Origin of the sequence: Methanocorpusculum sp., assembly GCF_030655665.1 — an archaeon.
Classification (GTDB): domain Archaea; phylum Halobacteriota; class Methanomicrobia; order Methanomicrobiales; family Methanocorpusculaceae; genus Methanocorpusculum.
The window spans coordinates 313,475-338,086 of sequence record NZ_JAUSPQ010000008.1 but is presented as its reverse complement, the minus strand read 5'-3'; the positions used below and the strand labels follow the sequence as shown (position 1 = coordinate 338,086).

At 51.2% G+C, this 24,612-nt stretch carries 20 protein-coding genes; 15 read left to right on the top strand and 5 right to left on the bottom strand.

The window, feature by feature from the left end:
- The first annotated feature begins 24 nt into the window (after positions 1–24).
- From Q7J08_RS07845 to comE, 8 genes are all read left to right on the top strand, one after another.
- A complete protein-coding gene (locus tag Q7J08_RS07845; RefSeq protein WP_304911133.1) occupies positions 25–783 on the top strand; it encodes a TrmB family transcriptional regulator in 759 nt (252 codons plus the stop codon).
- A gap of 87 nt (positions 784–870) precedes the next feature.
- Complete coding sequence (locus Q7J08_RS07840) at positions 871–2,304, top strand: replication factor C large subunit (protein WP_304911132.1); 1,434 nt, start codon at positions 871–873, stop codon at positions 2,302–2,304.
- Positions 2,305–2,601: 297 nt separating this feature from the next.
- The gene (locus Q7J08_RS07835) at positions 2,602–3,393 is read left to right on the top strand and encodes an ATP-binding cassette domain-containing protein (protein ID WP_304911131.1); all 792 of its coding nucleotides are present in this window, start codon (positions 2,602–2,604) and stop codon (positions 3,391–3,393) included.
- Positions 3,390–4,103, top strand: coding sequence for a GTP-binding protein (locus tag Q7J08_RS07830; RefSeq protein ID WP_304911130.1), 714 nt, complete (start codon positions 3,390–3,392; stop codon positions 4,101–4,103). The genes Q7J08_RS07835 and Q7J08_RS07830 overlap by 4 nt, the downstream gene beginning before the upstream one ends.
- Entirely contained in the window at positions 4,103–4,729 is a 627-nt protein-coding gene (locus Q7J08_RS07825; protein WP_304911129.1) for a (Fe-S)-binding protein, read from the top strand. The genes Q7J08_RS07830 and Q7J08_RS07825 overlap by 1 nt, the downstream gene beginning before the upstream one ends.
- A complete protein-coding gene (locus Q7J08_RS07820) occupies positions 4,726–5,952 on the top strand; it encodes a methanogenesis marker 16 metalloprotein (protein WP_304911128.1) in 1,227 nt (408 codons plus the stop codon). Before Q7J08_RS07825 ends, Q7J08_RS07820 begins: the two co-directional genes overlap by 4 nt.
- Positions 5,953–7,191, top strand: coding sequence for a cysteate synthase (locus tag Q7J08_RS07815; RefSeq protein WP_304911127.1), 1,239 nt, complete (start codon positions 5,953–5,955; stop codon positions 7,189–7,191).
- Complete coding sequence (gene comE, locus Q7J08_RS07810) at positions 7,188–8,303, top strand: sulfopyruvate decarboxylase subunit beta (RefSeq protein ID WP_304911126.1); 1,116 nt, start codon at positions 7,188–7,190, stop codon at positions 8,301–8,303. Before Q7J08_RS07815 ends, comE begins: the two co-directional genes overlap by 4 nt.
- A gap of 4 nt (positions 8,304–8,307) precedes the next feature.
- On the opposite strand, the gene Q7J08_RS07805 is transcribed toward comE, so the two are convergent.
- The 4 genes from Q7J08_RS07805 to Q7J08_RS07790 all read right to left on the bottom strand — a co-directional run bounded on the left by Q7J08_RS07805 (position 8,308) and on the right by Q7J08_RS07790 (position 12,272).
- Positions 8,308–8,934: a GyrI-like domain-containing protein gene (locus Q7J08_RS07805; RefSeq protein ID WP_304911125.1), complete on the bottom strand. Its 627-nt coding sequence runs from the start codon at positions 8,932–8,934 to the stop codon at positions 8,308–8,310.
- Positions 8,935–8,939: 5 nt separating this feature from the next.
- The gene (locus Q7J08_RS07800; RefSeq protein ID WP_304911124.1) at positions 8,940–9,662 is read right to left on the bottom strand and encodes a DUF4276 family protein; all 723 of its coding nucleotides are present in this window, start codon (positions 9,660–9,662) and stop codon (positions 8,940–8,942) included.
- Complete coding sequence (locus Q7J08_RS07795; RefSeq protein ID WP_304911123.1) at positions 9,626–10,726, bottom strand: AAA family ATPase; 1,101 nt, start codon at positions 10,724–10,726, stop codon at positions 9,626–9,628. The genes Q7J08_RS07800 and Q7J08_RS07795 overlap by 37 nt, the downstream gene beginning before the upstream one ends.
- A gap of 997 nt (positions 10,727–11,723) precedes the next feature.
- The gene (locus Q7J08_RS07790; protein ID WP_304911122.1) at positions 11,724–12,272 is read right to left on the bottom strand and encodes an HdeD family acid-resistance protein; all 549 of its coding nucleotides are present in this window, start codon (positions 12,270–12,272) and stop codon (positions 11,724–11,726) included.
- A 109-nt stretch (positions 12,273–12,381) separates the two neighbouring features.
- Between Q7J08_RS07790 and Q7J08_RS07785 the strand changes: the two genes are divergently transcribed.
- The 7 genes from Q7J08_RS07785 (at position 12,382) to Q7J08_RS07755 (ending at position 22,737) form a co-directional block, all read left to right on the top strand.
- Positions 12,382–14,289: a Yip1 family protein gene (locus Q7J08_RS07785; protein ID WP_304911121.1), complete on the top strand. Its 1,908-nt coding sequence runs from the start codon at positions 12,382–12,384 to the stop codon at positions 14,287–14,289.
- 17 nt (positions 14,290–14,306) lie between these two features.
- A complete protein-coding gene (locus Q7J08_RS07780; protein WP_370651243.1) occupies positions 14,307–15,908 on the top strand; it encodes a PKD domain-containing protein in 1,602 nt (533 codons plus the stop codon).
- A 609-nt stretch (positions 15,909–16,517) separates the two neighbouring features.
- Positions 16,518–18,167, top strand: coding sequence for a cache domain-containing protein (locus Q7J08_RS07775; protein ID WP_304911120.1), 1,650 nt, complete (start codon positions 16,518–16,520; stop codon positions 18,165–18,167).
- A 6-nt stretch (positions 18,168–18,173) separates the two neighbouring features.
- A complete protein-coding gene (locus Q7J08_RS07770) occupies positions 18,174–18,605 on the top strand; it encodes a hypothetical protein (RefSeq protein ID WP_304911119.1) in 432 nt (143 codons plus the stop codon).
- 179 nt (positions 18,606–18,784) lie between these two features.
- On the top strand, positions 18,785–20,479 hold the full coding sequence (locus Q7J08_RS07765) for a cache domain-containing protein (protein ID WP_304911118.1): 1,695 nt from the start codon (positions 18,785–18,787) through the stop codon (positions 20,477–20,479).
- Positions 20,480–20,619: 140 nt separating this feature from the next.
- Entirely contained in the window at positions 20,620–22,314 is a 1,695-nt protein-coding gene (locus tag Q7J08_RS07760; protein ID WP_304911117.1) for a cache domain-containing protein, read from the top strand.
- 6 nt (positions 22,315–22,320) lie between these two features.
- On the top strand, positions 22,321–22,737 hold the full coding sequence (locus tag Q7J08_RS07755; protein WP_304911116.1) for a hypothetical protein: 417 nt from the start codon (positions 22,321–22,323) through the stop codon (positions 22,735–22,737).
- A 57-nt stretch (positions 22,738–22,794) separates the two neighbouring features.
- On the opposite strand, the gene Q7J08_RS07750 is transcribed toward Q7J08_RS07755, so the two are convergent.
- The gene (locus tag Q7J08_RS07750) at positions 22,795–24,024 is read right to left on the bottom strand and encodes a TIGR00300 family protein (protein WP_304911115.1); all 1,230 of its coding nucleotides are present in this window, start codon (positions 24,022–24,024) and stop codon (positions 22,795–22,797) included.
- Between the last annotated feature and the right edge of the window lie 588 nt (positions 24,025–24,612).

Here is a 24,612-nt window from a genome sequence, read left to right as displayed (position 1 = left end):
ACATACTCATATTGACGAGGGTGTATGTTTGAAGAAAATATGATAGTACAGCTCAAAGGGATCGGGATGAGTGAGTATGAATCAAAGGTGTATCTCATGCTTATCTGTATAAACTCCGCAAGTCCCAGGGAGCTCCACGAGACTACCCAGATTCCTCGGGGGAGAGTATATGAGACGCTCACCAATCTGGAAAAGAAGGGTTTTATCATCTCAAACAGACAGTCACCCGTTCGTTATCGGATCGCCGACATTCCTCTCACCATGGAAAGGCTGAAACAGGAAGCAGTAATCAGGTATGATGCCCTGGGTCTGGCGCTTGAAACCTATGCTACTCTTACCTGCCCAGATCAGCTTGGTCAGACCCACACCATCCAAACCGAGTGGGGTATTGAGAATCATATCCGTCTTCTCCTGAAAACAGCAAAAAATGAACTCCTCATCATCTCCGACGACCCCATTTTTTATCAGCAATATACAAACGAACTCTCTCAGGCAGCAAAACGCGTCACTGTCAACTGTGTTGTCAGTAACCGGAAGGCCGCAAAGAACATACCATTCCCCTGTTTTCTGGCAGACAAAGACACAAAAGATGCTCTTTTCCAGCCGCCAATCCTAAAAAAAATGTCCATGCCGACAAAACTGATCATCTATGCAGACAGAAAAGAGGTACTTGCAGTATATGAGCGGGAGGGAGAAGAGGAGGCGGTGTTTACGAAAAACAACATATACGCCGAGTTCATCACCCGGACCATTCTGAAAAATCAGGTCATGATCAGTTCATAAATCTTTTTTCAGGATTCCGCATCGCGCCCTTTCCCGGGCTTTTCCCAACCGTTATTATCTTCCGGCGACCATATTACAGTAACGAACATGGACTGGGCAGAGAAGTACCGCCCGATGCATCTTGCCGATATTTTAGGCAATGGATCCGCGGTCAGACAGATAGTTGACTGGGCACGAACCTGGACACCGGATTCACGCCCGCTTCTTTTCACGGGAAAACCCGGTATTGGAAAGACCTCAGCAGCTCTTGCTCTTGCCCGTGATATGGACTGGGAAGTACTGGAACTGAACGCCTCGGATGCCCGCACGAAAGCAATCATTGAACGGGTCGCCGGAAACTCGTCAACCACCACCAGTCTGTTTGGCGCCGGACGAAAACTGATCATCATCGACGAGGTGGATAATCTCGAAGGAAATGCGGACCGGGGAGGCGCCCGGGCAATTGCGGATATTCTCAAAGAAGCAAAACAGCCGATCGTTCTGATTGCGAACGATGCATACGGCGTATCGGACTCGATCCGCAGACTCTGCGATCCCGTCCCTTTTAGAGCGATCGCAGGATCAACGCTGCAGAAACGGATGAAAGAAATTTGCCGCGTCGAAGGGATCGCCTGCGGGGAAGACGCACTTTTGGCGATCTCCGAGAGTTCGGCAGGGGATATGCGTACGGCAGTAAACATGCTGTTTGGCTCCTCGACCGGGAAGACCAGTCTCTCGGCAGGGGACATCAATACCGCCCAGAAAGATGAACGGGCAACGATCTTTGATTTGGTCGGCGGGGTCTTTGCCGGAGCTCCGGACCGCGAACTGCAGAAACTTTCGTTCGAGTGTGAAGAAAAACCGGACGCCGTGATGCAGTGGGTCGAGGAATCTATTCCACTGATGAATGATCCCAAACGGCGGATCAGGGCATACGGCAGGATCTCACGGGCCGATGTGTACCTCGGCAGAACGATGCGGCGCCAGTATTTCACCCTCTGGCGGTATGCCTCCACGATGACGACGCTTGGGGTCGCTTCGGAAAACGCGGGCGCAGGATTTCGGACACGGATCATGCCGCCGTCCCGCTGGAAACGGATGAGTACTGCTAAAAAGCAAAAGACGGTCAGAAGAACGCTCGCGGCATCGCTTGCCGAAGGATACAGCATTCCGGAGAGTCAGATTCAAAGTCAATATCTCGATCTGCTTTCCCGGTTTGCCGAAAAGGATCCTGCAGCGTTTTGTGAACGCCATGACCTCGACATCGATCAGATGGGAATCGTTCTGCATGACAAGGTCGCCGCCGCCGCCGCAGTGAAGACAGTCCAGCAGGTCGCAAAGGAGCGGGACACGAAGGTGAAAAAGATGGCTGCCTCAAAGAGGGCAGAGATGCGGAAACTCGAGGATCAGCTGGACGCACTGCGGATGCAAAAACCAGCGGTGCCGGAAAAACCTCCCATCCCCGAACCAGAACAGATATCTGAGGATGCACAGGATGAGAGAAAGATCGCCCCAAAACAGGCGACCCTGGACTTTTTCTAACTCGCAAAATCCCAATCCCTTTTTTCAGATCTTTCCGAGTCACAGACGTTTGAACCAAATTTCATTCATTATGTCATAATAGTGTATAATTGACGTGATACCTCATCAATACCGGATCACTTCCCGAATATTCATGAAATGAGTCCTAATTACACATCAGACTTAGACCAGATTATTGGGGCATGGTTACTAAATGTTATACTAAAATTATATTTTATGGAAAATATTATCTTTTTATATTAATAATAATGGCTTGTAGATAAAGTATTATTACGCGTGAAGTGGATATTATCAGGTATGTCTTCTTCACGCACAGAGATAGAGTCGCTCACTATTCTTCCCGGAACCACCCGCGATGGAAAAAAGGAAGGATTTGATGAGATCGTTATCCGTCCGGGCGACACGTTCTCCATCGTTGGTCCGACCGGTTCGGGAAAAACCGCTTTCATCAATGATATCGAAGTGTTTGCCCAGGGAGATACCGTCACGAACCGCCGAATATTAATCAACGGCAGCGAACCCGGCGAGGCTCTGGTCCGTGATCCGTCCAAAAAACCCATCGCCATGATCACACAGAATACCAAATGCCTTGCCGACCTGATCGTTTCCGAGTTTCTGGAGATGCATATCCGTTCCCGCAAACTGGACGGGCAGGGGATCATGGAGAAAACCATCAGCGTCGCAAACGAGTTTACCGGAGAGAAAATATCGCCGCATATGCGGATGAGCGCTCTTTCCGGCGGACAGACCAGATCGCTCTTTATTGCCGACGCGATCGTGATTTCCAACACGCCGATCATTCTGCTGGATGAAGTGGAAAATGCCGGCATCTTCAAGGACCGGGTCATCGAAGTCCTGCGTGAAGAAAAGAAGGCCATTATTTTTGTGACCCACGATCCTTACGTCGCTCTCCTCACCGGGACGCGGATCGTCATGGGGAATGGAGCCGTAACAAAGATCCTGACCCCGGGACGAAAAGAGGAGGAGACACTCGCAGAAATCGCCCGAATGGATGCAAAGATCACCCATCTCAGAGAACGCATCCGTGCCGGCGACCTGCTTTCCGGACTCGAAGGGGTCGAGGCATGAATGTCAAACTGATCGCCATAGCCGGACCGCCGAGCGCGGGAAAGACCACCGTTGTCAAACAGATCATCCGGAGTCTGCCCGACCCGAAAAAAGCCGCATACCTCAAGATCGATGTCGTGCAGGCCTGGGAGGACGAGGAGATCGCGGCGGAATTCGGTATTCCAACAAAAAAAGTGTACTCTGGAGATATGTGCCCGGATCATATGGGGATCATGGTCATCCGGGACGCGATGGAATGGGCAGAAAAAAAAAACGGTGCCGATTACCTCCTGTATGAAAGTGCGGGCCTCTGTCTGCGCTGTACTCCCTACACAAAGAACTCACTTGGTCTGTGTGTTATCTCGGCCGTGTCGGGAACCCATGCTCCGCTGAAGATGGCCCCGATGATCGCCCTTGCCGATGTGGCAGTGGTAACAAAGATCGATCTTGTCTCCCAGGCAGAAAAGGAGGTCTTCCGCGAGCGGATCAAAGAGGTCGCGCCGGATATCGACATCATCGAAACCAACGCCGTCCAAGGGACCGGGATGCGGTATCTCACCAAAGTGATCGCGGATATGCCGCCCGCTCCGTCAGAAAAGGATATGCTCCGTGGGGTCCCGCCGCTTGGCGTATGCACGATATGTATCGGGAAAAAGGAGATTGGATGGCAGGAACATTTTGGAGTCATCCGTCAAATCGACGCTCCCGACAGTATCTACCGGGGTGACTGATGATCTGGACGCCTCCGGGAAAAGACTGCGGTGCCTGCGGAGCGGAAAGCTGCGATGCATTCATGATCCTGGCAGCGTCCGGCATGAAAAACCTTGCCGCCTGCCCGTATTATCATGAGGATAGTCAGAAATACAGCTGCAGAGAGCTTTCCGCATCGTATTCGGGAACGGATATCTGCAATGCTCCGTACGACTTTGTGCTTTCTGCGCTGCCGAACGAGCCCTCAGCACGAAAAATACTTCTGCCGTTTCGACCTGATCTGGTCGAACGCGAGGAAATCAAAAAAGGCGACATCGTTTTAGGCAGACCCGCGGGTGCGGGATGCCCGGTCCAGCATGTCATACGGGTCCTCGAAGCGGATTATACCACCGGGCTGATCACCGGACATGTTGTCGGTCCCGCTTTTTCCCGGGACAAAGCTGATATCGTTGATCTGAAGATGTACCATATGATCGGATTCGAGGGAGTGGCTAGGGTCATCGCCCGCCCCCCGGCATTCGGGGTCAGGCATCCATTCCTGCCGGGATTCTGTATGATGGACCGGACGCACACCGGCATCGTCAATATGATCCTGAAGAAGTCCTACGGCCTCCACGTCAGAGTGGAGGGGATCGTGATCTTATGAAAACGCTTGCAGATATCAACCGGAAAATCGCCGACAAAACCGCGGTCGTTATAACGGCAAAAACCCTCAAGGAACGTATCCGAAAAGGGGAGAAGATCACCCCTGATGACGTGGACGTGGTGACCTGCGGGACGTTCGGCGTGATGTCCGGAACGTCCGCGGTGCTCGCGTTCCAGGCCGGCGCTCCCGGAACCTTCCGGCGTGTCGTCTCCATGACACTGAACGGGGTCCCGGCGTTCATCGGTCCCTGCCCGAATGAAAGCAACGGACATGTCGATTGTATGGTGTATGGGACATCCCATGCGGAACACGACCCCTCATACGGCGGCGGACACCTTTTTTCAGATCTTGCCGCAGGAAAGCCGGTCACTGCAGAGATCATCACCGATACGGGGAAGATCACCCGCATGGTCAGCCTTGCCGAGATGTCCTCCGCCAGGCTGATCGTCACCCGCGGAGCATTCAAAAACTACATGGGATTTGTGAACCGGAGCGGGGAGGAGATCTCCACGATCTTTTCCACGTTCCCGATGAAACCGGATATGCAGAGCGCGTCCGTTTCCGGCTGTGGGGAGATCAATCCGCTCGAAAATGATCCGGGATTACGCTATCACGTCCCGGGAGCGGCGGCGCTCGTGAACGGCGGACCCGGTCTGATCCTTGGGTGCGGGACGAGATCGTCGCCGCAGAAACCGAATCTTTCTCTCTCTGCGGATATGCGGGGCATGCATCCCGATATGATGGGCGGTTTTGTGACCGCTCTCGGCGCCGAATGCCTGACTTCGATCGGGACCGCGATCCCTGTACTGGATGACGAAACCCTGAATGCCCTCCGCGTTCTCGATGAAGATATCCCGCTCCCGGTCGCCGACATCCAGAACAGGACTCCATTTGCCGCCGCGACCTACGCGGATATCTGGCAGAACACCGACCGACGGGTCCGTGTCGATCCTTCGCGCTGCGTGGATGACTGCACAGAGTGCGCGAAAGATCTCTGTCCGGTCGCGGCGATCCGGCCCGACCTCTCGATCAGCAAATCATGCATGGGCTGCCTGACCTGCGTGACCGTCTGCAAAAATCAGGTGTTTTCCGCAAACGCGGGAACGCTGCAGATCCCGGACGCGGATATCCCCATCGGACTTCGTCAGTCCGACCGCGTGCGGGGAGACCGGGCGGCGATCCTGGTCCGCGACCGGATCCATTCCGGCGCTTGGAGGTTTTAGATGGGCGATTACGTTTTACGCTGTCTTGCCGGCGGGGAACTTCTCGAAGACCATTATACCCTTGCCTGCCCCAATCATCCGGGTTTTGTCCGGGCCGAGTACAAAGCCTCTCAGCTGACCGTCCGGGAAAATCTCCCGGGTATTTTCCGTTTCAGCGACTGGCTCCCGGTCCATAGCTTTGTCCCGAACAAATCAAGACCCGTGACCTTTCAAAACCGGAAACTCTGCCGCGAACTCGGATTGCCGAATCTCTGGATCACCTTTACCGGCTACTATCCGGAACGCGGCTGTTATGTGCCAACCGGTTCGTTCAAGGAACTGGAAGCTCTGCCGACGATCGTCCGCCTGAATGAGGCGGGAGGCGGAACACTGGTCGTGGCGTCAGCCGGAAACACCGGCCGGGCATTTGCCCAGATGTCCGCGGAATTCGGGACACCCGTGGTCCTTGTCGTACCGGAAAGTTCGGCCGACAAACTCTGGACCGCGGGATGTTTCGATCACAGCAATATTCGGCTTATCACAGTCCGCGGAGATTACACCGACGCAATAAAAACAGCCGATAAAATCTGCGAAGCCCCGGGATTTTTCCCGGAAGGCGGCGGCAAAAACATCGCCCGCCGGGACGGGATGGGCTGCGTGATGCTCGATGCCGCCGTTACGATAGGAAAACTGCCCGAGTATTACTTCCAGGCGGTCGGTTCAGGAACCGGAGGGATCGCCGCATGGGAAGCTGCGGTTCGCCTGATCGGAGATGGACGCTTCGGCAGTGCATATCCGGAGCTCCATCTCTCCCAGAACCTGCCGTTCGTTCCGATGGTCCGTGCATGGAATGCAGGCAGAGATCATATCACCGAAGAGGATATGCCGAATGCACAGGCTTCAATTGCCGCGGTATCCGCACATGTCCTGACGAACCGTACACCCCCATATGGGATCCGCGGCGGGGTGTATGATGCCATGAAAGCCTGCGGCGGGCGAATGTATACCGTAGAAAACAGCGATGCGGCGAGTGCCGCTAAAATCTTCGCCGAAGCGGAAAACGGAATCGACATCGATCCGGCCGCCGCCGTTGCCTTCGCGTCCCTCATCTCCGCAGCCGAAGAGGGTTCTATCCGGAAAAATGCAACGATCCTCTTAAACATCACCGGCGGGGGATACGAGCGGGTGAAAAAGGACTGCGAGATTGCACAGATAGGCGTTTACACCACGGTCGATCCCGGCGAGGTGCCGGCATTATGAACGAAGAAACGGTTCTTCGGATCATGCACGAAGAAGGGATCGACATGATCGCCTCTCTGCCGTGTGATAAAAACAAGCGTCTCACCGCGCTTTTAAAAACAGAGTTCCCGGTCATCGACCTGGCACGTGAAGAGGACGGGGTCGGGATCGGGGCAGGCGTAGTTCTCGCCGGAAAACGTCCGCTCGTCTCGATCCAGAGCTCGGGCCTTGGGAATATGCTCAACGCACTCCTCTCGCTTTCCTGCGTGTATCACTTTCCTCTGCCGATCCTTGCAAGCTGGCGGGGTGTATGCGACGAGAAGATCTGTGCCCAGATCCCGTTCAATGCTCCGCTGCCGAAACTGCTGGATGTGTATAACATCCCGTATCGGATCTGCAGATCCGCAGCGGATCTGGAAGGGATCAGAGAGGTCATCAGAGGTGCGTTTACACAGCAGACGCCGTATGTTGCTCTGATCCTTCCTTCCTGCTGGGATCCCCAGCAGGATGCACCCATTACGTATCCGAAACGTTCACTTCCGGACCGGACATTTTTCCTGCCGGGATACACCGAACCTGAACTCACACGGCTTGACGCGATAGAAAAAATCGTCTCCGCGGTTCCCGAAAACGCGGTCATCATCTCCAATATCGGAGTTCCGTCCAAGGAACTCTATGCGGCAAAGGACCGGGCAGGGAACTTCTACATGCTCGGCAGTTATATGCAGACGTCCGCGATCGGTCTTGGCTGTGCGTTTTCCTCACCGAAAACGCCAGTCTATGTGATCGACGGGGACGGAAGTCTGCTCGGATCGGCAGTTCTGCCGGTGATCGCGGCACAGAAATGTGAGAATCTGCATATCATGGCGCTGGACAACGGGACGTTTGGAAGCACCGGGAATCAGATCAGTCCAGCGTATGAAACCGCAGATATCGGGATGCTCGCACGTGCGGCCGGGATCACCTCGGTCGAACGTGCCGTATCCCTTCAAGAGATATCAAGCGCCGTATCACGGGGTGTTTCGTTCGTTCATCTCCTTATCCGCCCGGGAAATTCGGCATCGCCGAATATTCCCCTCTCTCCGGAAGAGATCCGCAGAAGAGTGGAACAGTTCATCCGGGAAACCGGATAAACATTCACGCTTTTTTTACCGGAATGCGGAGGATGGTTTTCATTTTGCCCGGATCGGTTTTGCGAGGGTCCGAGAGATAGATCTCATGATGCCGGCGAGTGGTAAGATCAGGGGTCAGACCATTTTCCCTAATGAACTGGTCCATACTCTCCAAAGTCAGAGGTTCCTCATCGAAGGGGCCGATATGCATGCACTGCACACAAAGACCTTCGGAAAATATCTCGAGCCGCGCCTTTGACGTATCCAGTTTCTTCTTTTCTTCGACCATGCGGCATGCTCCGGCAAACACCTCCGCCGTCACGAACTCCGGCTGGCGGATCATGGACGTCCAGAGGAACTTCTCTTTGTTTTTGAAGTCGACCCCCTCATCCAGACTCCACAGCCCTTCAAGTGGAGGGACGACATACTCAAAGTAGCCTTGCGGTCGACTCTCCCCTTTTTTGTTCATTTTTATCGTATAAGACAGACCATACAACAGCTCGACCGCCGCGGGATACTCACCGTCGGAATCATTCGGGTTTCCTTTTCCGTCGACCATAATGAACGTCATAGGAGGAACTTCCACCGCGGAAGGACTCGTCTTCGGCTTATACAGATCGGGAAATGCTTTTTTATAATCGATTTTTTCCATTTATCTTACCTTTCATGTACTGTTTGTTTTGCCGTTTCGGGGAGCGTTTTGATCCATGCGACCCATTTTCCAAAATGCGGGCACTCTGTGCACATCGTCTCAAGCCCGATCTCACGTGCGACCGTCAGCCCGTCGGTAGGTTTCTGATATCCGGGATTGACCCGCAGTATCCGTTTAGAAGGCGCGGTCATCTCCCCGCCGTTTATTTCTTCGGGGAGAAAATCCCTGCGGACAGCTGCGAGTTTACTCACCTGTTTTCTGCTCATCCCGCAAACGGAAAACGCTGAAGGATCGGAAAACAACAGGGTCTCGAACTCATGCAGCTGGATGTTTGCATGAAAATTTTCCCGGTCGATATCCTCTGCAAACGCCGCTTCCATCTCGGTCACCCGCTCAAGAGGGGAGGCTAGATCGTAGGACACCGTGTATCCCGGGATCGCCGGAAACTTATAGAAATCATACATTGACGTGACATAGGAACCCGGTCGTCTGCAAAGATTCAGTACATCCCTCCTGATCTTATCGTAGGAAGAGCAGCCCCCTCTGCACACGGCCCCCGACTTACGCTTTGAAGTCATCACGATCACGGGAATGAGAGTGACACCCAGATGCGCCAGTTCCTTTGCCATCAGGCGTTTGATAAAAACCTCTTCGGTATACCCTTCACAGGATATGAACAGGGTGACCATGCTTACTGCGGTCTCCCGCCAAAGATGTTCTTCTCCCAAAGTTCTCCCAGAGAATAATCCTGAGCGATCCAGTTCTGGAGCTCCTCGTCATCCTCAAGTCTGCGGAAGATTGAGGCGTCGTCCCGCCAGTCGACAACGATGATGTCCTCCAACTCGAACTCACTCAGTAGAAGAGCCGACTGCGTAGAAACGATGATCTGTTTCACGAGACCGGCGGATTTGATCAGGGCCGCAAGCAATGAAAGGGCATAGGGGTGAAGACCAAGTTCCGGCTCCTCAAGAAGCACCGTTTCCGGGATGTTCTCGACAGGCTGAAGAAGAAGCGTTGCAAGGCAGATGAACCTGAGCGTTCCGTCGGAGAGATCCGCGGCTTTGAACAGTGTATTTCCATGGGTAGAACACCATTCGAGTTCGATCATATCCGGATTCTCGGGTTTCGGCCGCAGGATGAAATCCTCGAAGAAGGGAGCAGCAAGCTGGATCACTTTTCTGATCCTCTGGTAATTGTTCGGGGCGGTCAGTTTCATCAGATAGAGATACGCGGCAAGATTGCCTGCATCCTGTCTGAGGGAAATGTTATCATTGATCGCATGGATATGCTTGACTTTTGCATGATCGCCTGTTTCATTGAAGTGATAGACAACCCACTGATGAACATGTTTCAGCACATATTTGTCGATGAATGTTCCGGTCCCGGCATCATACAAAGATTCCAGGTGTCCGCATCCAAGTGACCGGTTCTCCTTGAGGAGATTCCAGGAGAACCATTCATCCTCGAACATCATCCGATTATCTTTTGTGGGTTTGAGATCGAAACCGTATCCGTTGTTTCCGAAGTATATGCCGACACTGATCTTCTCGGTCTCCTGCCTGCCGAACCAGAGAAGAGAGTCGGGACCTCCGTTATAGGTGACATAGTTCTGCAGACGTTTTGCAAATATCTGTTCCATCATGCAGAACACCGAGAGGAAATTAGATTTACCGGCGCCGTTGGCTCCTATGAGAATATTGATGTCGCGAAGCCGGAGATCGCAGGATCGTATCGAGCGGAATCCGCGGATCGTTATCCGGTCGATCTGGGAACCGGGTTGCTTCTGCCTCATATGTTTAGCTTTTGCGCACATGAGAGATAATGGTATCTTCAAATGAGGCGAGGATCTTTAGGTCCCTCAGCCGAGCAAGTCGATAGACTTGCGGGAAAGACTTTGCCTTGCGAACAAACAGAAAGTTTGCGATGGGCAAAGACCCAAAGCGGAGAAAAGCAAACGCCTTCTGACTGTGCAAAAATTGATGTGTTTCCACTCGAAAATAGGAGTTTCTATTCCATTTTGACCTCCCGGCAATCATTTTTGATGGATTTTTGATGATGATTTTCGGCGGGTAAAAATTGAAATCGGCAGGATCTGGCGTATTTTGGTTTTTGTTCGTTCATTATATATAAATTGGTAGGGAGGCGCCTGGAAAAAACGATACCCCGGGAAAGACTACCTACCTAGGTTGGTAGTACTTTATATAGAAGTAATTTTCATTTTGGTTTTTTTCTTTCATTCTCTCTCTCTCTCTCTTCTGCAATGTACATAAAATAATAATAATAAGAGACCAGGCGCCCGAAAAAAAAGTGATTGATGAGAGATTTTTGTGCTGCTCTAGGTCACTACCTAGGTAGGTAGTCTGTCGGGGGTTATCGTTTTTTCAGGCGCCTGGGCATTTATTTATATAGTTTTGGTGTTTTGGCGGGAAAATCGGCAGCATTGGGCGTATTTTTTGTTTGGGGTGTGGTTTTATCGGGTCGGAAAAGGGGTGTTTTTGATCATCGGAGGGTGATTTTGGAGTGGAAATAGTTATTTTCGAGTGGAAGTGGAGGGAAATGAGAGGAGGAGAAGGCGGATTGACGGCGCAGCCGGCGATCTTAGCTGAGGCGGGGTGAGCCTCAAGGCTCGCCCTCAGCTGAGCAAGTCGACAGACTTGCGAGCAAGGATTTTCCTTGCGACCAAATCTATGATTTGCGAGGGTCTATTTTGATGAGAAAAAAAGGCGGGAAAGCCTCGCTTGCTCGCAAGTTTCCTTCGAAAACTTGCTCGGCTAAGGCCGCCCCAGCGGTTATACAGCAGCGGATTTTGCCATGAATGCTTCGATGATCGCGACGATACCGAAAGCAAAGAAGAAGATACCCGCGATCTCGATGATGGTGAATGCCGAAATGACCGGGTTGATCAGGAACAGGATACCAAGAATGATGCCGAGGATACCGGAAACAGCGAGAAGACCACGGTTGACCTGAGCGGATTTTCCCATCAGGGCAAGGGCAAGGTCGGTCAATCCGCCGATCAATGCTGCTGCCGCAAGAACATACATCGCGTAAACGAGCATGATCACCGGGAAAATCAGGGTTAGGATACCAAAAATGATCACAAGGATACCGAGAACGACGACCCACCAGGTGCGTTTTGGCTGGCCAAAGAAGGTTGTTCCTGCGGTCAGAAGAGTGATACCCACAAAGATCAGCAGGATTGCAAGCAGGATCTCACTGGCGAACAGTGAGGCCAGGGTAAAGACCATCATCAGGATACCGAGAATGATCATCAATATGCCTTTTGCCAGAAGCGACCCGAAGGTACTTCCGCACATAGGACAGGAATTGTCAGTCATATTATGAAAATACACCCGCAAACGTATTAAAACATCGCATAACGCGTTGACATGTATAAATAGTTCGGATGAGAAATAGTTAACCTAATCATATATGTCTCCCGTTGAGATGCACGCAAATGAAGTTCGGCATTACGCATCACCAATACTCGTAAAGAGCCGACAGTTTTTTGCCACCCTGACAAGTGAACGGCTCATTGTTGAAGGGGGTCCGTCACCTAGGGAATTCAAGGTCAGCAGTATCCTCTCAGCCTCCCCCTGTAAACTAGAAACAGGCGAGCCGGGTCTGAAACTTATCGTCTCGACACCGGACGGGCAAAAGGAAATGATTTGGGGGTTCCCGGTAGGGAATGCATTCAAGATCGGTGAGCAGGAGGCATGGACAGATCAGATCACGAAGGTCAGCGGGGTAAAACCGTTTGCCGAAGGAGGAGGCGAGGTCGCAAAGCCCCGGACCGCAGTCCCCCCTCGGATCCCTGCGCCTGAGCTGAAGATCAAAACCTCCATTCCTGCACCCGATATCCCGGCAAACAGTATCCGTCCGGATTTTGTTTCCGGTGAGTCAGTCGTTATCGAAACGGCGGGCGTCCGAGTCAAACGGACATTTTATACCATATATCTGACAAACATCCGGCTGATCCTTCAGAATACGACCGGAAAGATCGGCAGGGAGTTTGCGATCGCTGAGCTGATGGATGCGGCGGCGTTCGAGACTGAGGAAGGGGAACCGGCGATCGCGCTTTCCGTTGGATCGCAGACAGGCGCAAAGCAGATGGTCCTGTCATTCCCGACAGAGTCCGCCCGAAGTGCCTGGATGCAGGAAATAAAAGCGAAACTGCCGGTACGACAGACACTGATCTCAGCTGCGTCTGAGCCGACGGTCGTGACCTGTACCGGGTTGTTCGCTCCCGATGCCGGTGAGCGGGTGATCCTATCAACAGGCGGCGTTCGGATCAAGCGGAATTTTATTACGCTGCATCTGACGAACACCCGGATGGTTATTGAGGGCAAGGCGGCAATTTTAGGTGAGTTTTCACTGAACACGCTTGTCCGGGCCATCCGTCTCGCGGGTGAGGTCGGCGAGCCGGGCATTGCCCTGCAGATCGCGGGAAGAGAGGGAGAGAAGGAGATGCATCTGCTGTTCTCCGGTATGCCTGACCGCGAACAGTGGATCCAGAAGCTTTCCGAGATCATTCCCGAGGAAGACCATTCGATGTATGCGCCGGAGCAACATCAGTACACGGTGACCACGGTCGCCCAGCCGACTCAAAGAAATTCGCAGGATACATACTGTCCTGCGTGCGGGGCACGAAACCATGTGGATGATGAGGTCTGTGCCCTGTGCGGGACGCTTTTGCATCCGCCGGTCGAGTCTTCCCGTGCTCCTGCACGCCGGGAGAAACGGGCGAAGGCTGAGAGACCTGCGAAACGTGATAGACCGGAGAGAGGAGAGAAGCGTGAGAAAGTGCCGTATAACGGCGGAGCGATCGGATTTATCACCCGGCCTTCGGATGCGTTTTCCTATTATCTGCGCGAGACACCCCGGGACGCTCTGGGAATGTTTTTGTTGTCGGGAGCGTTGTGGGCGGTTCTTTCGGTCCTGATGATCGCGTATGTGCTCCCGGTCGTTTTGCGGATCTCCATCACGGATTTCCCGATCTTTTCTGCTCTACAGACCGATCTGATGCTTCTGGTCCTGTTCGTCCTGGTGTTGTATGTGATCTGGATCATCTGCGTGATGATCCAGGCACTGATCACCGGGATCGTTGCACGGGTCTGTGAGCCGGAGGTTCGGTTTTCAGAGATCATGGCGATCGTTATGCGAAGCACGCTTTCGTATCCGGTGATCGGATGGATCCCGATCCTGGGTCAGTTTGCAGCTGGTATCTGGTCAGCGGTCGTGACCTGGAAGGGTCTTACCGCAGGTCAGAATATGCGGGCCGGTCAAGCTGCGGTTGCCGCATTCCTTGGTCTGATCATCGTGTATATGCTGCTGTTTGCGGTCGGGTCGATCTAAATGGAGGAGGTTGAAAAATGATACTGAAACAATGTTTACTGGTGCTTCTCGCGATGTTCCTTGTGATGGGATGCGTGGGAGCAGTGAGTGCAGATGACGAACCGAAAATTAATTCTTTCACTGCAAATTCAATAGAAGTTAATGTAAATTCTCCAGTGACATTTACTTTTTCTGTTGATGATAATACCACATCTCTCACACTCAAATATTTTGCAACTGATTCAGAAAATAATGTATTCGGCCAAACAAGTGCATCTCACACATATTCTACGCCTGGACCTTATGTTGCAACTCTCACAGCCACAAATGCCACTTCTGGAATGACTGATATCAAGACCCTTGATATTCAAGTTAATGAGATAGTAATCCCGCTCACAGCCTCTTTTATCATGTATCCTACATCGGGAACTGCTCCTCTAAGTGTTCAGTTTTCCAATACGTCTACCGGATCACCTAATAGTTGGGCTTGGGATTTTGGCGATGGAGATTCCTCTTTAAATCAAAATCCAACACATACCTTCTCAAGTGCCGGAACATATACTGTGAGTCTGACTGTGAGCAAGGAAGGAATGGAATCTAGTACAACATCACACAACATCACCGTTAGTCCAGCCCCGACTCTTACCAACATCACCTCTCTTTCCGTAACCGAACTTACCGCTCCGGTGTATAGCGCAACGCCAGACACTACCTTCGTCGTTTCTGGCGGAGGGACGCCGGTCAGTGTATCATGGAATGCCGGTGCTTCAACATTTGGAGAAAATACGCAGTACACCGCGACCATCACGATCCAAAACGCATCCGGGTATGTATTCACTGCAGCCAAACCTACAGTCTCGCTGAATGGAGATTCCGTTTCTTCCACATATGTGACCGTAAATCCCAGCACGCAGCTGCTTACTATCTCCCACACTTTTCCGGCAACCGCAGCAAAAATCCTGCCGACCATCACGCTTTCCGCAAATGTTACCTCAGGTACCGTATCGCTGCCGGTCAAATTCACGTATAATATAACCAATGCAACCTCGACTTCATGGACCTCGTGGACCTATGGGGATGGGTCGACTGCTTCCCTCTCCTCACTGAGCGGTACGCTGACCCACACATACACGAGCGTCGGGAACTACACAGCAAATCTTACGGCAACCAATGCTAACGGAACGGTGTATAAAACGGTCGTGATCACGGTGAATAAAGTAGGGCTCGACGCATCTTTTACAGCCTCATCCGAATCCGGAACCATGCCATTAACTGTTTTGTTCGTTGACAAATCCGCTGGTTCGCCCACACAATGGGTCTGGGACTTCGGCGGACTTGGCTCTTCGGCGACGAAGAATCCCTCCTTCACCTTTACCTCGGCAGGAACCTATATAGTTAAGCTGACGGTCATCGATAGTACGGGAGCAACAGATTCGTATTCCCGGGCAATTTACGTGAACTCCCCGGTCACTACATCCACCACGACTCCTACCCCCACACCGACCAACGCCTCACTTACCACCCTGTCCATTGGAGAGATAGTCATCCCGGCTCCTCTTGACATCATCAAAGAGTTCATGCATCTTTTCTACAGTCTGTTCGATTCAACGAATTATGTGTTTATTGTGAATGAGAGCTGAACGGGAAGGAACCCTCCTTCCTTTTCATGCAAGGGGAAAGTTCTCCGTGGAAAACAAGGTATCACGTATAAGCCCTGACGTATTGCCTGCCCACGTGCCCTTTGACGCAACATAACCCGAAACTGCGTCTCGGGAATACGCCAGGCCGCAGCAGACGTATAACTCAAATCCTTCTCTCTCGAAATCTATGCGTGACATCGATAATCCCCGCTGACACCGCAATTTCCGACAAAAACGCGCAGAACCGCACAACCTGGTGAACTCAGAACCGAGTACCTAGCCAAATTTGAGAACTTAATGGTGAGTATCACATCATTTTTCGGTAGATTTCTCATCATTTCCTCCTAATTCCAAATCCCAGCCGAAATCGCCCATGAGCTTAAAGAGCTTCTCCCCCCTCTCAAAAAACACCAGGCCTTGAAAAGTCCCAGAACAACCCGGAAATGAGAAAAAAACAACCCATTTGCAGGAGAAAGAGTAAACACATGCTCCTAAAAAACTGGACAAAATCCAGGGAAAAATAGACAAGATATTATATACATGGAGACGTAAAAAAATAATTATATAGACCGGGATTACGGCACAATGACTCAGCAAACAATACATTTTATGATAGTATGTCTGATCCTGGCGCTCATTTTAACCACTGGATGTATAACGACCCGACAGATGGGACCGCTCTCTGATGAAAAAATCGCCGAGATGCAGAGTTCATTAGATACGTTCGTCCCAAGCCTTGAAAAACAACTCAACGAAATCTTCATTCTCACAAACAGTACGGCAGGTAATCTTACGGGAACTAATACAGACACCCCCACATTAAACCAAGCATTATTACAACTTCGCCGCGACATCCCTGCCGCATATGACGTATATGTCGTCAGTGCAGACAACACCTTTCTTGCGGTTATCAGCAAACAGGATAAACAGGATCTTATTGGGAAACAGGCTGGAATCTCGACCAGCGATGCGGATTTCACCAATACGACGAACGGCTGCATTATCACAAAGCCCATCACATTTATCACCGGAGAAAGAGGTATTCTCATCGTTGCCCCGATCTATGACGAAAATGGCACATACACAGCGTCGCTTCGTGTCTCCCTGAACCCGGCCTATCTTTTTGCCGGGCCGGTATCTCAGCTGAAAAAGCAGGAAGGTTACACCATATGGGCAATGCAGCCGGACGGTGTACTGATCTATGACGAGGATATTCAGGAACTCGACAAAAACGCTCTGACCGACCCGCTGTACAGCGAAACAACGGTCAAAAATGCCATGTACCAGATCGCTGCAGAAAAACAAGGGAACATATCATACATGTTTCAAAACGTCGGATGGACCGAGTATGTTCAGGCAAATGCCGTTTGGTATACTTTAATGCTCCCAAACGACATTGAATGGAGAATCGTTCTCTGTGACAATATCAACACCAATATCAATGCCAATACCTGCGAAGATGCCCGGCTCACCACAAAAGAACTCCAGACATTTGTCGAGAAGGCATACTTGTACGCACGGACCCATACCAAAGAGGAGGCTTTGCGTGCATTCAATGATCCGCAGGGTGAGTTCATCGACGGAGAACTCTACATCTTTGCCTATGACATGAACGGGACGACCCTTGCCCTTCCATATCAACAGAGCATGATCGGAATAAATCGATGGAGCGGGGAAGACATCATCGGAGTAAAGCCTGTCCAGAGATTTATCGACAGAGCAAAGTTTGGAGGAGGGTTTGTGTATTACCAGTATCCAAACCCCAACAACGCCTTCATCACCGAATTAAAGTTTTCATATATTATATCCGTCGACGATGACTGGTTGATCGGAGCGGGAATATACCCGGGAACTACGTCCCTGAACTACAGTTGGGAGGAACGCGATCAGTTGGTCACCCAGGTGAGAAACTTCCAATATCTCTCCACCTTACTCCCTCAGGAAGATATTCTGCAGATGATCAATGATCCAGAGAGTGGGGTCCAGGTCGAAGGGCTCTATCCGTTTGCCCTGAATCCACATGGAGACATCCTCGCCAATGCCCATGACCCTTCTGAGACCGGAAAGAACCGGCTTGGATACACGAACTCTTACGGAATGTCGCCCATACGGGAGATCATCTCCCTGGGTGAATCCGGAGGAGGACTGATGTATACTCTTGTGTGGGACTCGGTCGCGGAAAAAGAGGTGTATGTACTCATTTCTGTAGAACCTGCAGATGAGGATATCTACTACGGAAGTATGATGCGTTTGGAGTAAATCAATATGGCACTAAGATACAAAAAACAGAGTCAGAAAGAAAAACGCCTGATCATGATAGTTATTCTGGGAATTGTTTCGCTCATCATTGTAGGTGCCTGTGCCGCGGCCGTACTTCTCGGAACCGGGTATGTCATAGATAAATCACTTGAGGATCCGGATGTACTGCTGCATGTGTTTGTAGTTGGCAATGATGTGATCGTAACGATTTATGAAGGACGCAGAATTGATGAGCTGGTCATGCTTTCGCTGGAGATCGAAGGAGTCTCGCTCCCGACTTCAGCCTCACTAAAACCGGCACCAAATTCCAGCACGGGAGAAGTCTACTTTACGGGAGTCGGTGAAGGAGTAACGGGTGTTAGAGATATTGCGGTTCGCGGGATATTTTCGGACGGCAAAACACAACTCCTTAAAATGAACACGATGAAGTTCACATAAATAACCCCATTTTTTAGAGGATTATAACCTATTTCCTCATTCGCAAGGACAATTACCGATCAGGCACCCAAAAATCTGTATGCCGGTATCATCTCATTCCCGCTGATTTCCTGAAAAGTTCCCCATAACAAAAGGTATAAGAACTTTCCCTCTACTATTGTTCACTAAGGAATCTGATCATGATACGACATGCTTTTTCAAAGATAGTATTTATAATCATAGTTCTTCTTTTCATATCCGCCTCCGGATGCATAAATTTTATCCCGGAGACAGAAAATCTGGAACCGGTCACTGATGAGTATTATACAGAGATGGACACGGTCCTTTACCCATATATCCAGACCATAGATGACGAAATGAAGACGATGACCGCGACGGTGTGGAATGCGGCACGGGAACTGGACGGCGTGCCGGCAGATGACCCGGCGGTCGCTCTGGCTTTACTGAAACTCAAAAGTGAGATCCCTCTGTCCTATGAGGTCGGCAGAGTCGATACGGAAAATATCCTTACTGCCATTACTGGGGATGTGAATAACCAACAGCTCATCGGCACGGAAATAATAACCACCCCCTACACTGAAGAAGAACTAAGAGTTGCCGGCCCTGATTGTCTGATATCAGAGTATGTAACCTTCCAAAACGGTGACAGAGGAATCAAGATCATCGCACCGGTCTATGACGCAGAGGGGAATTTTGACGGGACCCTCCAGGCAGCTTTTGATGTAGGATATCTTTTCTCCGGAACGGTGGAGAAACTCAGGTCGGAATACGGGTATACCGTCTGGGTCACTCAGGACAACGGGGTCGTGATCTATGACGAGGACACGCCGCAAATCGGAGGTGACCTCACGACCCAGTCATCGGAATATACACCTTCATTTGCCGAGGCAGCTGCAGATATTCTCAACAACGAATCAGGGCATGCATCCTACATATTCTATAGACCGGGCTCACACATAATTTCCCAGACGAACGCCGTGTGGGAAACCGTAGATCCGGGATACGGAGCGACATGGCGAGTTGTGCTTGTCGACAATCTCCCGCTACCCCATGAAACCACTGAACTCACCGTTACCCAGGAAGAATTGAAAGCCTTCGTAAGTAATGCCTACATCTATGCCAATACAGAAGGAAAAGAAAAAGCCATTGCGGCGTTCAATGATCCAAACGGGGAGTTTATTGACGGTGAGTTGTATATATTTGCCGGAGATATGAATGGGACGATATTGTCGGTCCCGTATCAGCCGGCTCTCGTCGGGAGAAATGCCTGGTTCACCGAAGATGCAAACGGCGTAAAATTTGTTCAACGGACAATAGCTAGGGCAGAACAGGGAGGAGGATATGTCTTATATCTGTATACAAACCCGAATCAGGATTACTCAAGAGAGTTAAAGTTGTCCTATGTGCTGCCGATAGATAACGAGTGGTACATCGGTGCGGGAATGTATGTGCATAATACCTCGTTTTCCCATACGGTCAATGTTGACTGGCAGACCCGAAACGCTCTGATCCAGCAGGTTAGGACCATGCGGTATCTTGCAGCGGTCGACGGCATCCCCGCGGTTACTGAGATGATGATGGACCCGAATAGTGAATTCCAGAGAGAAGGACTCTACCCGTTTGCAGTCACCGGAAACGGGACGATCCTGGCCTTTTCCCAAGACCCGGCTCTGGTCGGAACCAATCAGCTCGGCAGTGTAAACTCATACGGCATGTCGTTTGTCCGGGAGGGAATATCGCTCGGGGAGGCCGGCGGCGGTCTGATGTATACACTTGCCTGGGACTCGGTAAAACAAAAAGAGGTGTTTGTTCTGGATTACGTTGAACCAGTGGGGAATGACACCTACTTTGCCAGTTATATGATTCTGGAGTAAGGAGGTCGGCACCAGAAATCATACAATTTTATATATCCAGCATCAAATTTCCCAAAAAACTATGAAATGATTTCCAGAATAAAAAGATATAAGAACATTCCCCCCACAATGTTCATTATCAAGACCCAGGTACAAAAAAAATGAAACAACATACAGTTGTGATGATCGGAATTATCGGTATATTGCTCTTTTTCATTTTTACCTCGGGGTGCATTACCGCAGAAAACACCGCTGAACTGGAACCGATTTCTGCTGAACAGATCAGCGATATGAATACTACGCTCTATCCGCTGGTCTATATGATCAGCAAAGAGATGGAGCAGACATGCTGTTTAGTATGGAATACCGCTCGGGAACTTGACGGCGTGTCGGTCGATGACCCCGCGGTCGACCTTGCCCTGCTCAAACTGAGACGCGATGTCCCGTACTCGTATGAGGCAACACTGTTCGACACAAATGAGATACTCATCGCCTCAACTGAGGACCTGGGTAAAACCATGGAGATCGGCGTCAGCAGGGCAACGAACCATTATACCGAAGAGGATTTCAAAGCTGCCGGATCACAGTGTATCGTATCAGGATATTCACGTTTACTTAACGGAGATAACGGCGTTACGATCACCACTGCAGTGTACGATACTGAGGGAAACTATAACGGAACGCTGCGAGTCGGGATCAATACATGGGATCTCTTCTCAGGGATCAATGAATATCTGAGAACCTCATACGGCTACACGATATGGGTGACCGAAAACAACGGGCTTCAGATATATGATCAGGACACAGAAGAGATCGGCCGCAACATACTCACCGATGCTCTTTATCAAAGCAGTTCCACCCAGTACGCAGCGAAAACCATCTGCGAAAATCCGTCGGGAAATGTCTCGTACTTTTTCTATGATACTTCGTGGGTAAATCTCGTCCAGACCAATGCGGTATGGAACACGGTGTATCCAGGATACGGCATGGAATGGCGGATGGTTATTACCGACAATGCTCTAACGAAGACCACAAACGAAACCACGAACACACCGACCACTGAGGAGCTGAAAGCCTTTGTCGAGAAGGCGTATGTGTATGCCCAGAAGGTGGGAAAAGAGCAGGCTCTTGCCGCATTCAATGATCCAAACGGCGAGTTCATTGACGGCGAGATGTATATATTCGCCTATGATATGGATGGGGAGGTACTGGCGCTTCCTTACCAGCCAGGTCTTGTTGGGAGCAATCGATGGTTCATGGAGGACGCGAACGGAGTAAAGGCAGTGCAGAGAGTTATCGCGAGATCCGAGCAGGGCGGAGGATATGTTTGTTATCTGTATCCAAACCCGGATCACAACTATGCTCAGGAGTATAAACTGTCCTATGTAATGCAGGTGGATGATTCCTGGCTCATCGGCTCGGGCATATATATCCAGGACAACCCCTTATCTCAGGCTCAATATATTGACTGGACCGAGCGGGAGCATCTGACGTATCAGGTGCGAAACATGAAATATCTGGCACAAGCCGAAGGGATCGAGTCTGTCATAGACATGATCAAGGACCCGGAGAGTGAACTGCATATCCCTGGATTGTACCCGTTTGCGGTCACGGAAAACGGAACGGACCTTGCCGATGCGCTGAACCCGGAGATGACGGGTACAGATCAGCTGGGTATTACAAATTCATTTGGGATGTCGATAACACGCGAGATCATATCCCTTGCCCAGGCAGGCGGAGGAGTAATGTACGGTCTTGTGGAGATCCCACCCACTAACGAAGAAGAACATGTAATGATCTACGTCGAACCGGCAGACGCCTCTACCTATGTCGGCAGTCTGATCATTCTAGGGTGAGCTGATATGGTAATTCGCTATAAGAAACGCAGTCCAAAAGACAGGCGATTATTGATGGCGGTATTCCTGATCATAACCATTATGCTGATCCTGGCAGGTTCCCTTGCAGGGTTACTCTTTGGAGCAACCTTTATTGTAGATCAATCTCTTGATGATCCTGATGTCCTGATGCATGCCGCAATATCGGGAAATGATATCATCGTGACGATCTATGAGGGAGGGAGAGTCGATGAACTCGTACAGATCTCTCTGGAAATCGAAGGATATTCTCCGGTGATACAGGATGTGCCCAAAGGAGAGAGAGAGATCGTCTATTCGGGAGTGGCCGTACAGATCACGGGAACCAGAAATGTAGGACTGCGGGGGATCTTCACGGACGGAACGGTGAAACTGCTGAAGGTACTCGTGTTGAAGTTCACCTGACCCGGACAAAGAAAGGGGAAGATGAGGGAAGAGTTCCCCTCAAAAATACTCAGAGAATCAGCGTTTCGACTGATTTCTCAACTCTTCTAAAAGGAGCGGCATAAACGTTCCGGCATCGCTGATCAGCCCGATTGCCTGAGAGGTCCCGCGGTCCATAAGTTTTGTGACGGACGCAGGATTAATATCCACGCAGATGGTTTTGACATGAGAGGGGAGCAGATTTCCGACCGCAACGGAGTGCAGGAGGGTTGCCACCATCAAAACCATCCCTAACTCGGGGATATGCCGGCGCATGGCATCCTGGGACTCCATGACGTTCTGGATAACGTCAGGCAGGGGACCGTCATCACGGATCGAGCCGGCAAGCACAAAGGGCACATCGTTTTTGATACATTCATACATGATCCCGCGGGTAACGAGTCCCGATTCGACGGCGGCACGGATCGAGCCGGCGTTCATGATCTTATTGATGGTATAGAGGTGATGTCGGTGTCCTCCGCTCACGAGTTCGCCGGTCGCAAGGTTCATCCCAAGCGATGTGCCAAAGATGCTGCTCTCAAGGTCGTGCGTCGCAAGAGCGTTGCCGGCAAAGATGACATCCAGATATCCTTCACGGATCATCGAGGCCACCGCGTCCCCTGCCCCGGTGTGGACGATCGCGGGTCCGCCGACGAGAGCGACTTTTTTCCCGGTGGATTTGACCCAGAGGAGCTCTTTTGCGATCCGGCTGATGATGGTTCGGCTGGGTCTCTCAGAGGAGACATTGCCGCCCATAAACTCGAAAACGCCGATCTCACGCGGACGCTCAGGGAAGTCGACCCGCACGCCTTCTTCGCCGACGACGACGGTGTCTCCGGGCAGAAGTTTGCCCTGCACGACACATTTTGCCGTCATATTTTTCGTATCGACCGAGATCAGGGCATCCATTTTCATATTGTCAACTGAAATCCAGATGTCCTGATAATGGACATAGGTCGGGTGATTGGTCGTAGAGTAGAACTCTTCCGGTGCGACCTTTGCTTTTATGACCGAGACGAGCTCTACTTCCGCTTCTCCGGATACAAGGACACCTAAACGGCGAAGCTCGCTTATCAGCGTGCTCAGCTGCTCCGGGGTCTCTGCAGATATCTGCATCCTGGCATAACTTGGATCCGTCTTCAGTCGGCCTAATGTGAACTCTTCCGTTTCAAAATCACCATTGTATTCGACGACGGTATCCATGACCTTGGCAAGGATGCCGGAATCTACAATGTGGCCCCGAAGTTCAATTTCCCGCGAAAACTTCATGGGGTAGTATTTGGACGTGATATGACATGAATTTAGGGGGCGGATCGACGGCGCAGCCGGCGATCTTAGCTGAGCAAGTTTTCGAAGGAAACTTGCGAGTGGCGGGGTGAGCCGTCAAGCGAGGGTCGTAGACCCGAGTCGGAGACAAACCGAAGGTTTGCGAACAGGCTCGCCCTCAGCGGAGGCGGGCTGCCACGTAGGGGTAGCCTCAGCGGAGCAAGTCGATAGACTTGCGACCAAGTTTTCGAAGGAAACTTGCGAGTGGCGGGTTGGATGCGAGCGAAGCGAAGCAGACGACCCGTAGGGGCGACCTTAGCCGATATTTTTCGATTTCGTGTACGGGATTCTTTTTGATGAGCGCATTCTCGCAAGGCATTTGCCTTGATCGCAAATCAAAGATTTGCTCCGCTAAAATCGCCGGCTGCGCCGTCGATCCGCCTCAGCTAAGGTCGTCCGCTTTCAGCGTCCACCCCGCCATCACACGAAATGCACGAAAAGTGGGACAGGAGTGGAAGGATGGGGAGATAGGTAAGCTCTGAGAAGGAAGTAGTTGGGATGAGTGTGGACACATGAGAAAAACCAACCGCG

What these genes read in the sequence shown, in the direction of transcription:
- Q7J08_RS07805 (WP_304911125.1), bottom strand. Translation starts at nt 8,934, where the DNA reads ATGGAAAAAATCGATTATAAAAAAGCATTTCCCGATCTGTATAAGCCG.
- Q7J08_RS07840 (WP_304911132.1), top strand. Translation starts at nt 871, where the DNA reads ATGGACTGGGCAGAGAAGTACCGCCCGATGCATCTTGCCGATATTTTA.
- Q7J08_RS07780 (WP_370651243.1), top strand. Translation starts at nt 14,307, where the DNA reads ATGATACTGAAACAATGTTTACTGGTGCTTCTCGCGATGTTCCTTGTG.
- Q7J08_RS07835 (WP_304911131.1), top strand. Translation starts at nt 2,602, where the DNA reads ATGTCTTCTTCACGCACAGAGATAGAGTCGCTCACTATTCTTCCCGGA.
- comE (WP_304911126.1), top strand. Translation starts at nt 7,188, where the DNA reads ATGAACGAAGAAACGGTTCTTCGGATCATGCACGAAGAAGGGATCGAC.
- Q7J08_RS07755 (WP_304911116.1), top strand. Translation starts at nt 22,321, where the DNA reads ATGGTAATTCGCTATAAGAAACGCAGTCCAAAAGACAGGCGATTATTG.
- Q7J08_RS07825 (WP_304911129.1), top strand. Translation starts at nt 4,103, where the DNA reads ATGATCTGGACGCCTCCGGGAAAAGACTGCGGTGCCTGCGGAGCGGAA.
- Q7J08_RS07830 (WP_304911130.1), top strand. Translation starts at nt 3,390, where the DNA reads ATGAATGTCAAACTGATCGCCATAGCCGGACCGCCGAGCGCGGGAAAG.
- Q7J08_RS07820 (WP_304911128.1), top strand. Translation starts at nt 4,726, where the DNA reads ATGAAAACGCTTGCAGATATCAACCGGAAAATCGCCGACAAAACCGCG.
- Q7J08_RS07790 (WP_304911122.1), bottom strand. Translation starts at nt 12,272, where the DNA reads ATGACTGACAATTCCTGTCCTATGTGCGGAAGTACCTTCGGGTCGCTT.
- Q7J08_RS07775 (WP_304911120.1), top strand. Translation starts at nt 16,518, where the DNA reads ATGATAGTATGTCTGATCCTGGCGCTCATTTTAACCACTGGATGTATA.
- Q7J08_RS07760 (WP_304911117.1), top strand. Translation starts at nt 20,620, where the DNA reads ATGAAACAACATACAGTTGTGATGATCGGAATTATCGGTATATTGCTC.
- Q7J08_RS07815 (WP_304911127.1), top strand. Translation starts at nt 5,953, where the DNA reads ATGGGCGATTACGTTTTACGCTGTCTTGCCGGCGGGGAACTTCTCGAA.
- Q7J08_RS07750 (WP_304911115.1), bottom strand. Translation starts at nt 24,024, where the DNA reads ATGAAGTTTTCGCGGGAAATTGAACTTCGGGGCCACATTGTAGATTCC.
- Q7J08_RS07785 (WP_304911121.1), top strand. Translation starts at nt 12,382, where the DNA reads ATGCACGCAAATGAAGTTCGGCATTACGCATCACCAATACTCGTAAAG.
- Q7J08_RS07765 (WP_304911118.1), top strand. Translation starts at nt 18,785, where the DNA reads ATGATACGACATGCTTTTTCAAAGATAGTATTTATAATCATAGTTCTT.
- Q7J08_RS07770 (WP_304911119.1), top strand. Translation starts at nt 18,174, where the DNA reads ATGGCACTAAGATACAAAAAACAGAGTCAGAAAGAAAAACGCCTGATC.
- Q7J08_RS07795 (WP_304911123.1), bottom strand. Translation starts at nt 10,726, where the DNA reads ATGAGGCAGAAGCAACCCGGTTCCCAGATCGACCGGATAACGATCCGC.
- Q7J08_RS07845 (WP_304911133.1), top strand. Translation starts at nt 25, where the DNA reads ATGTTTGAAGAAAATATGATAGTACAGCTCAAAGGGATCGGGATGAGT.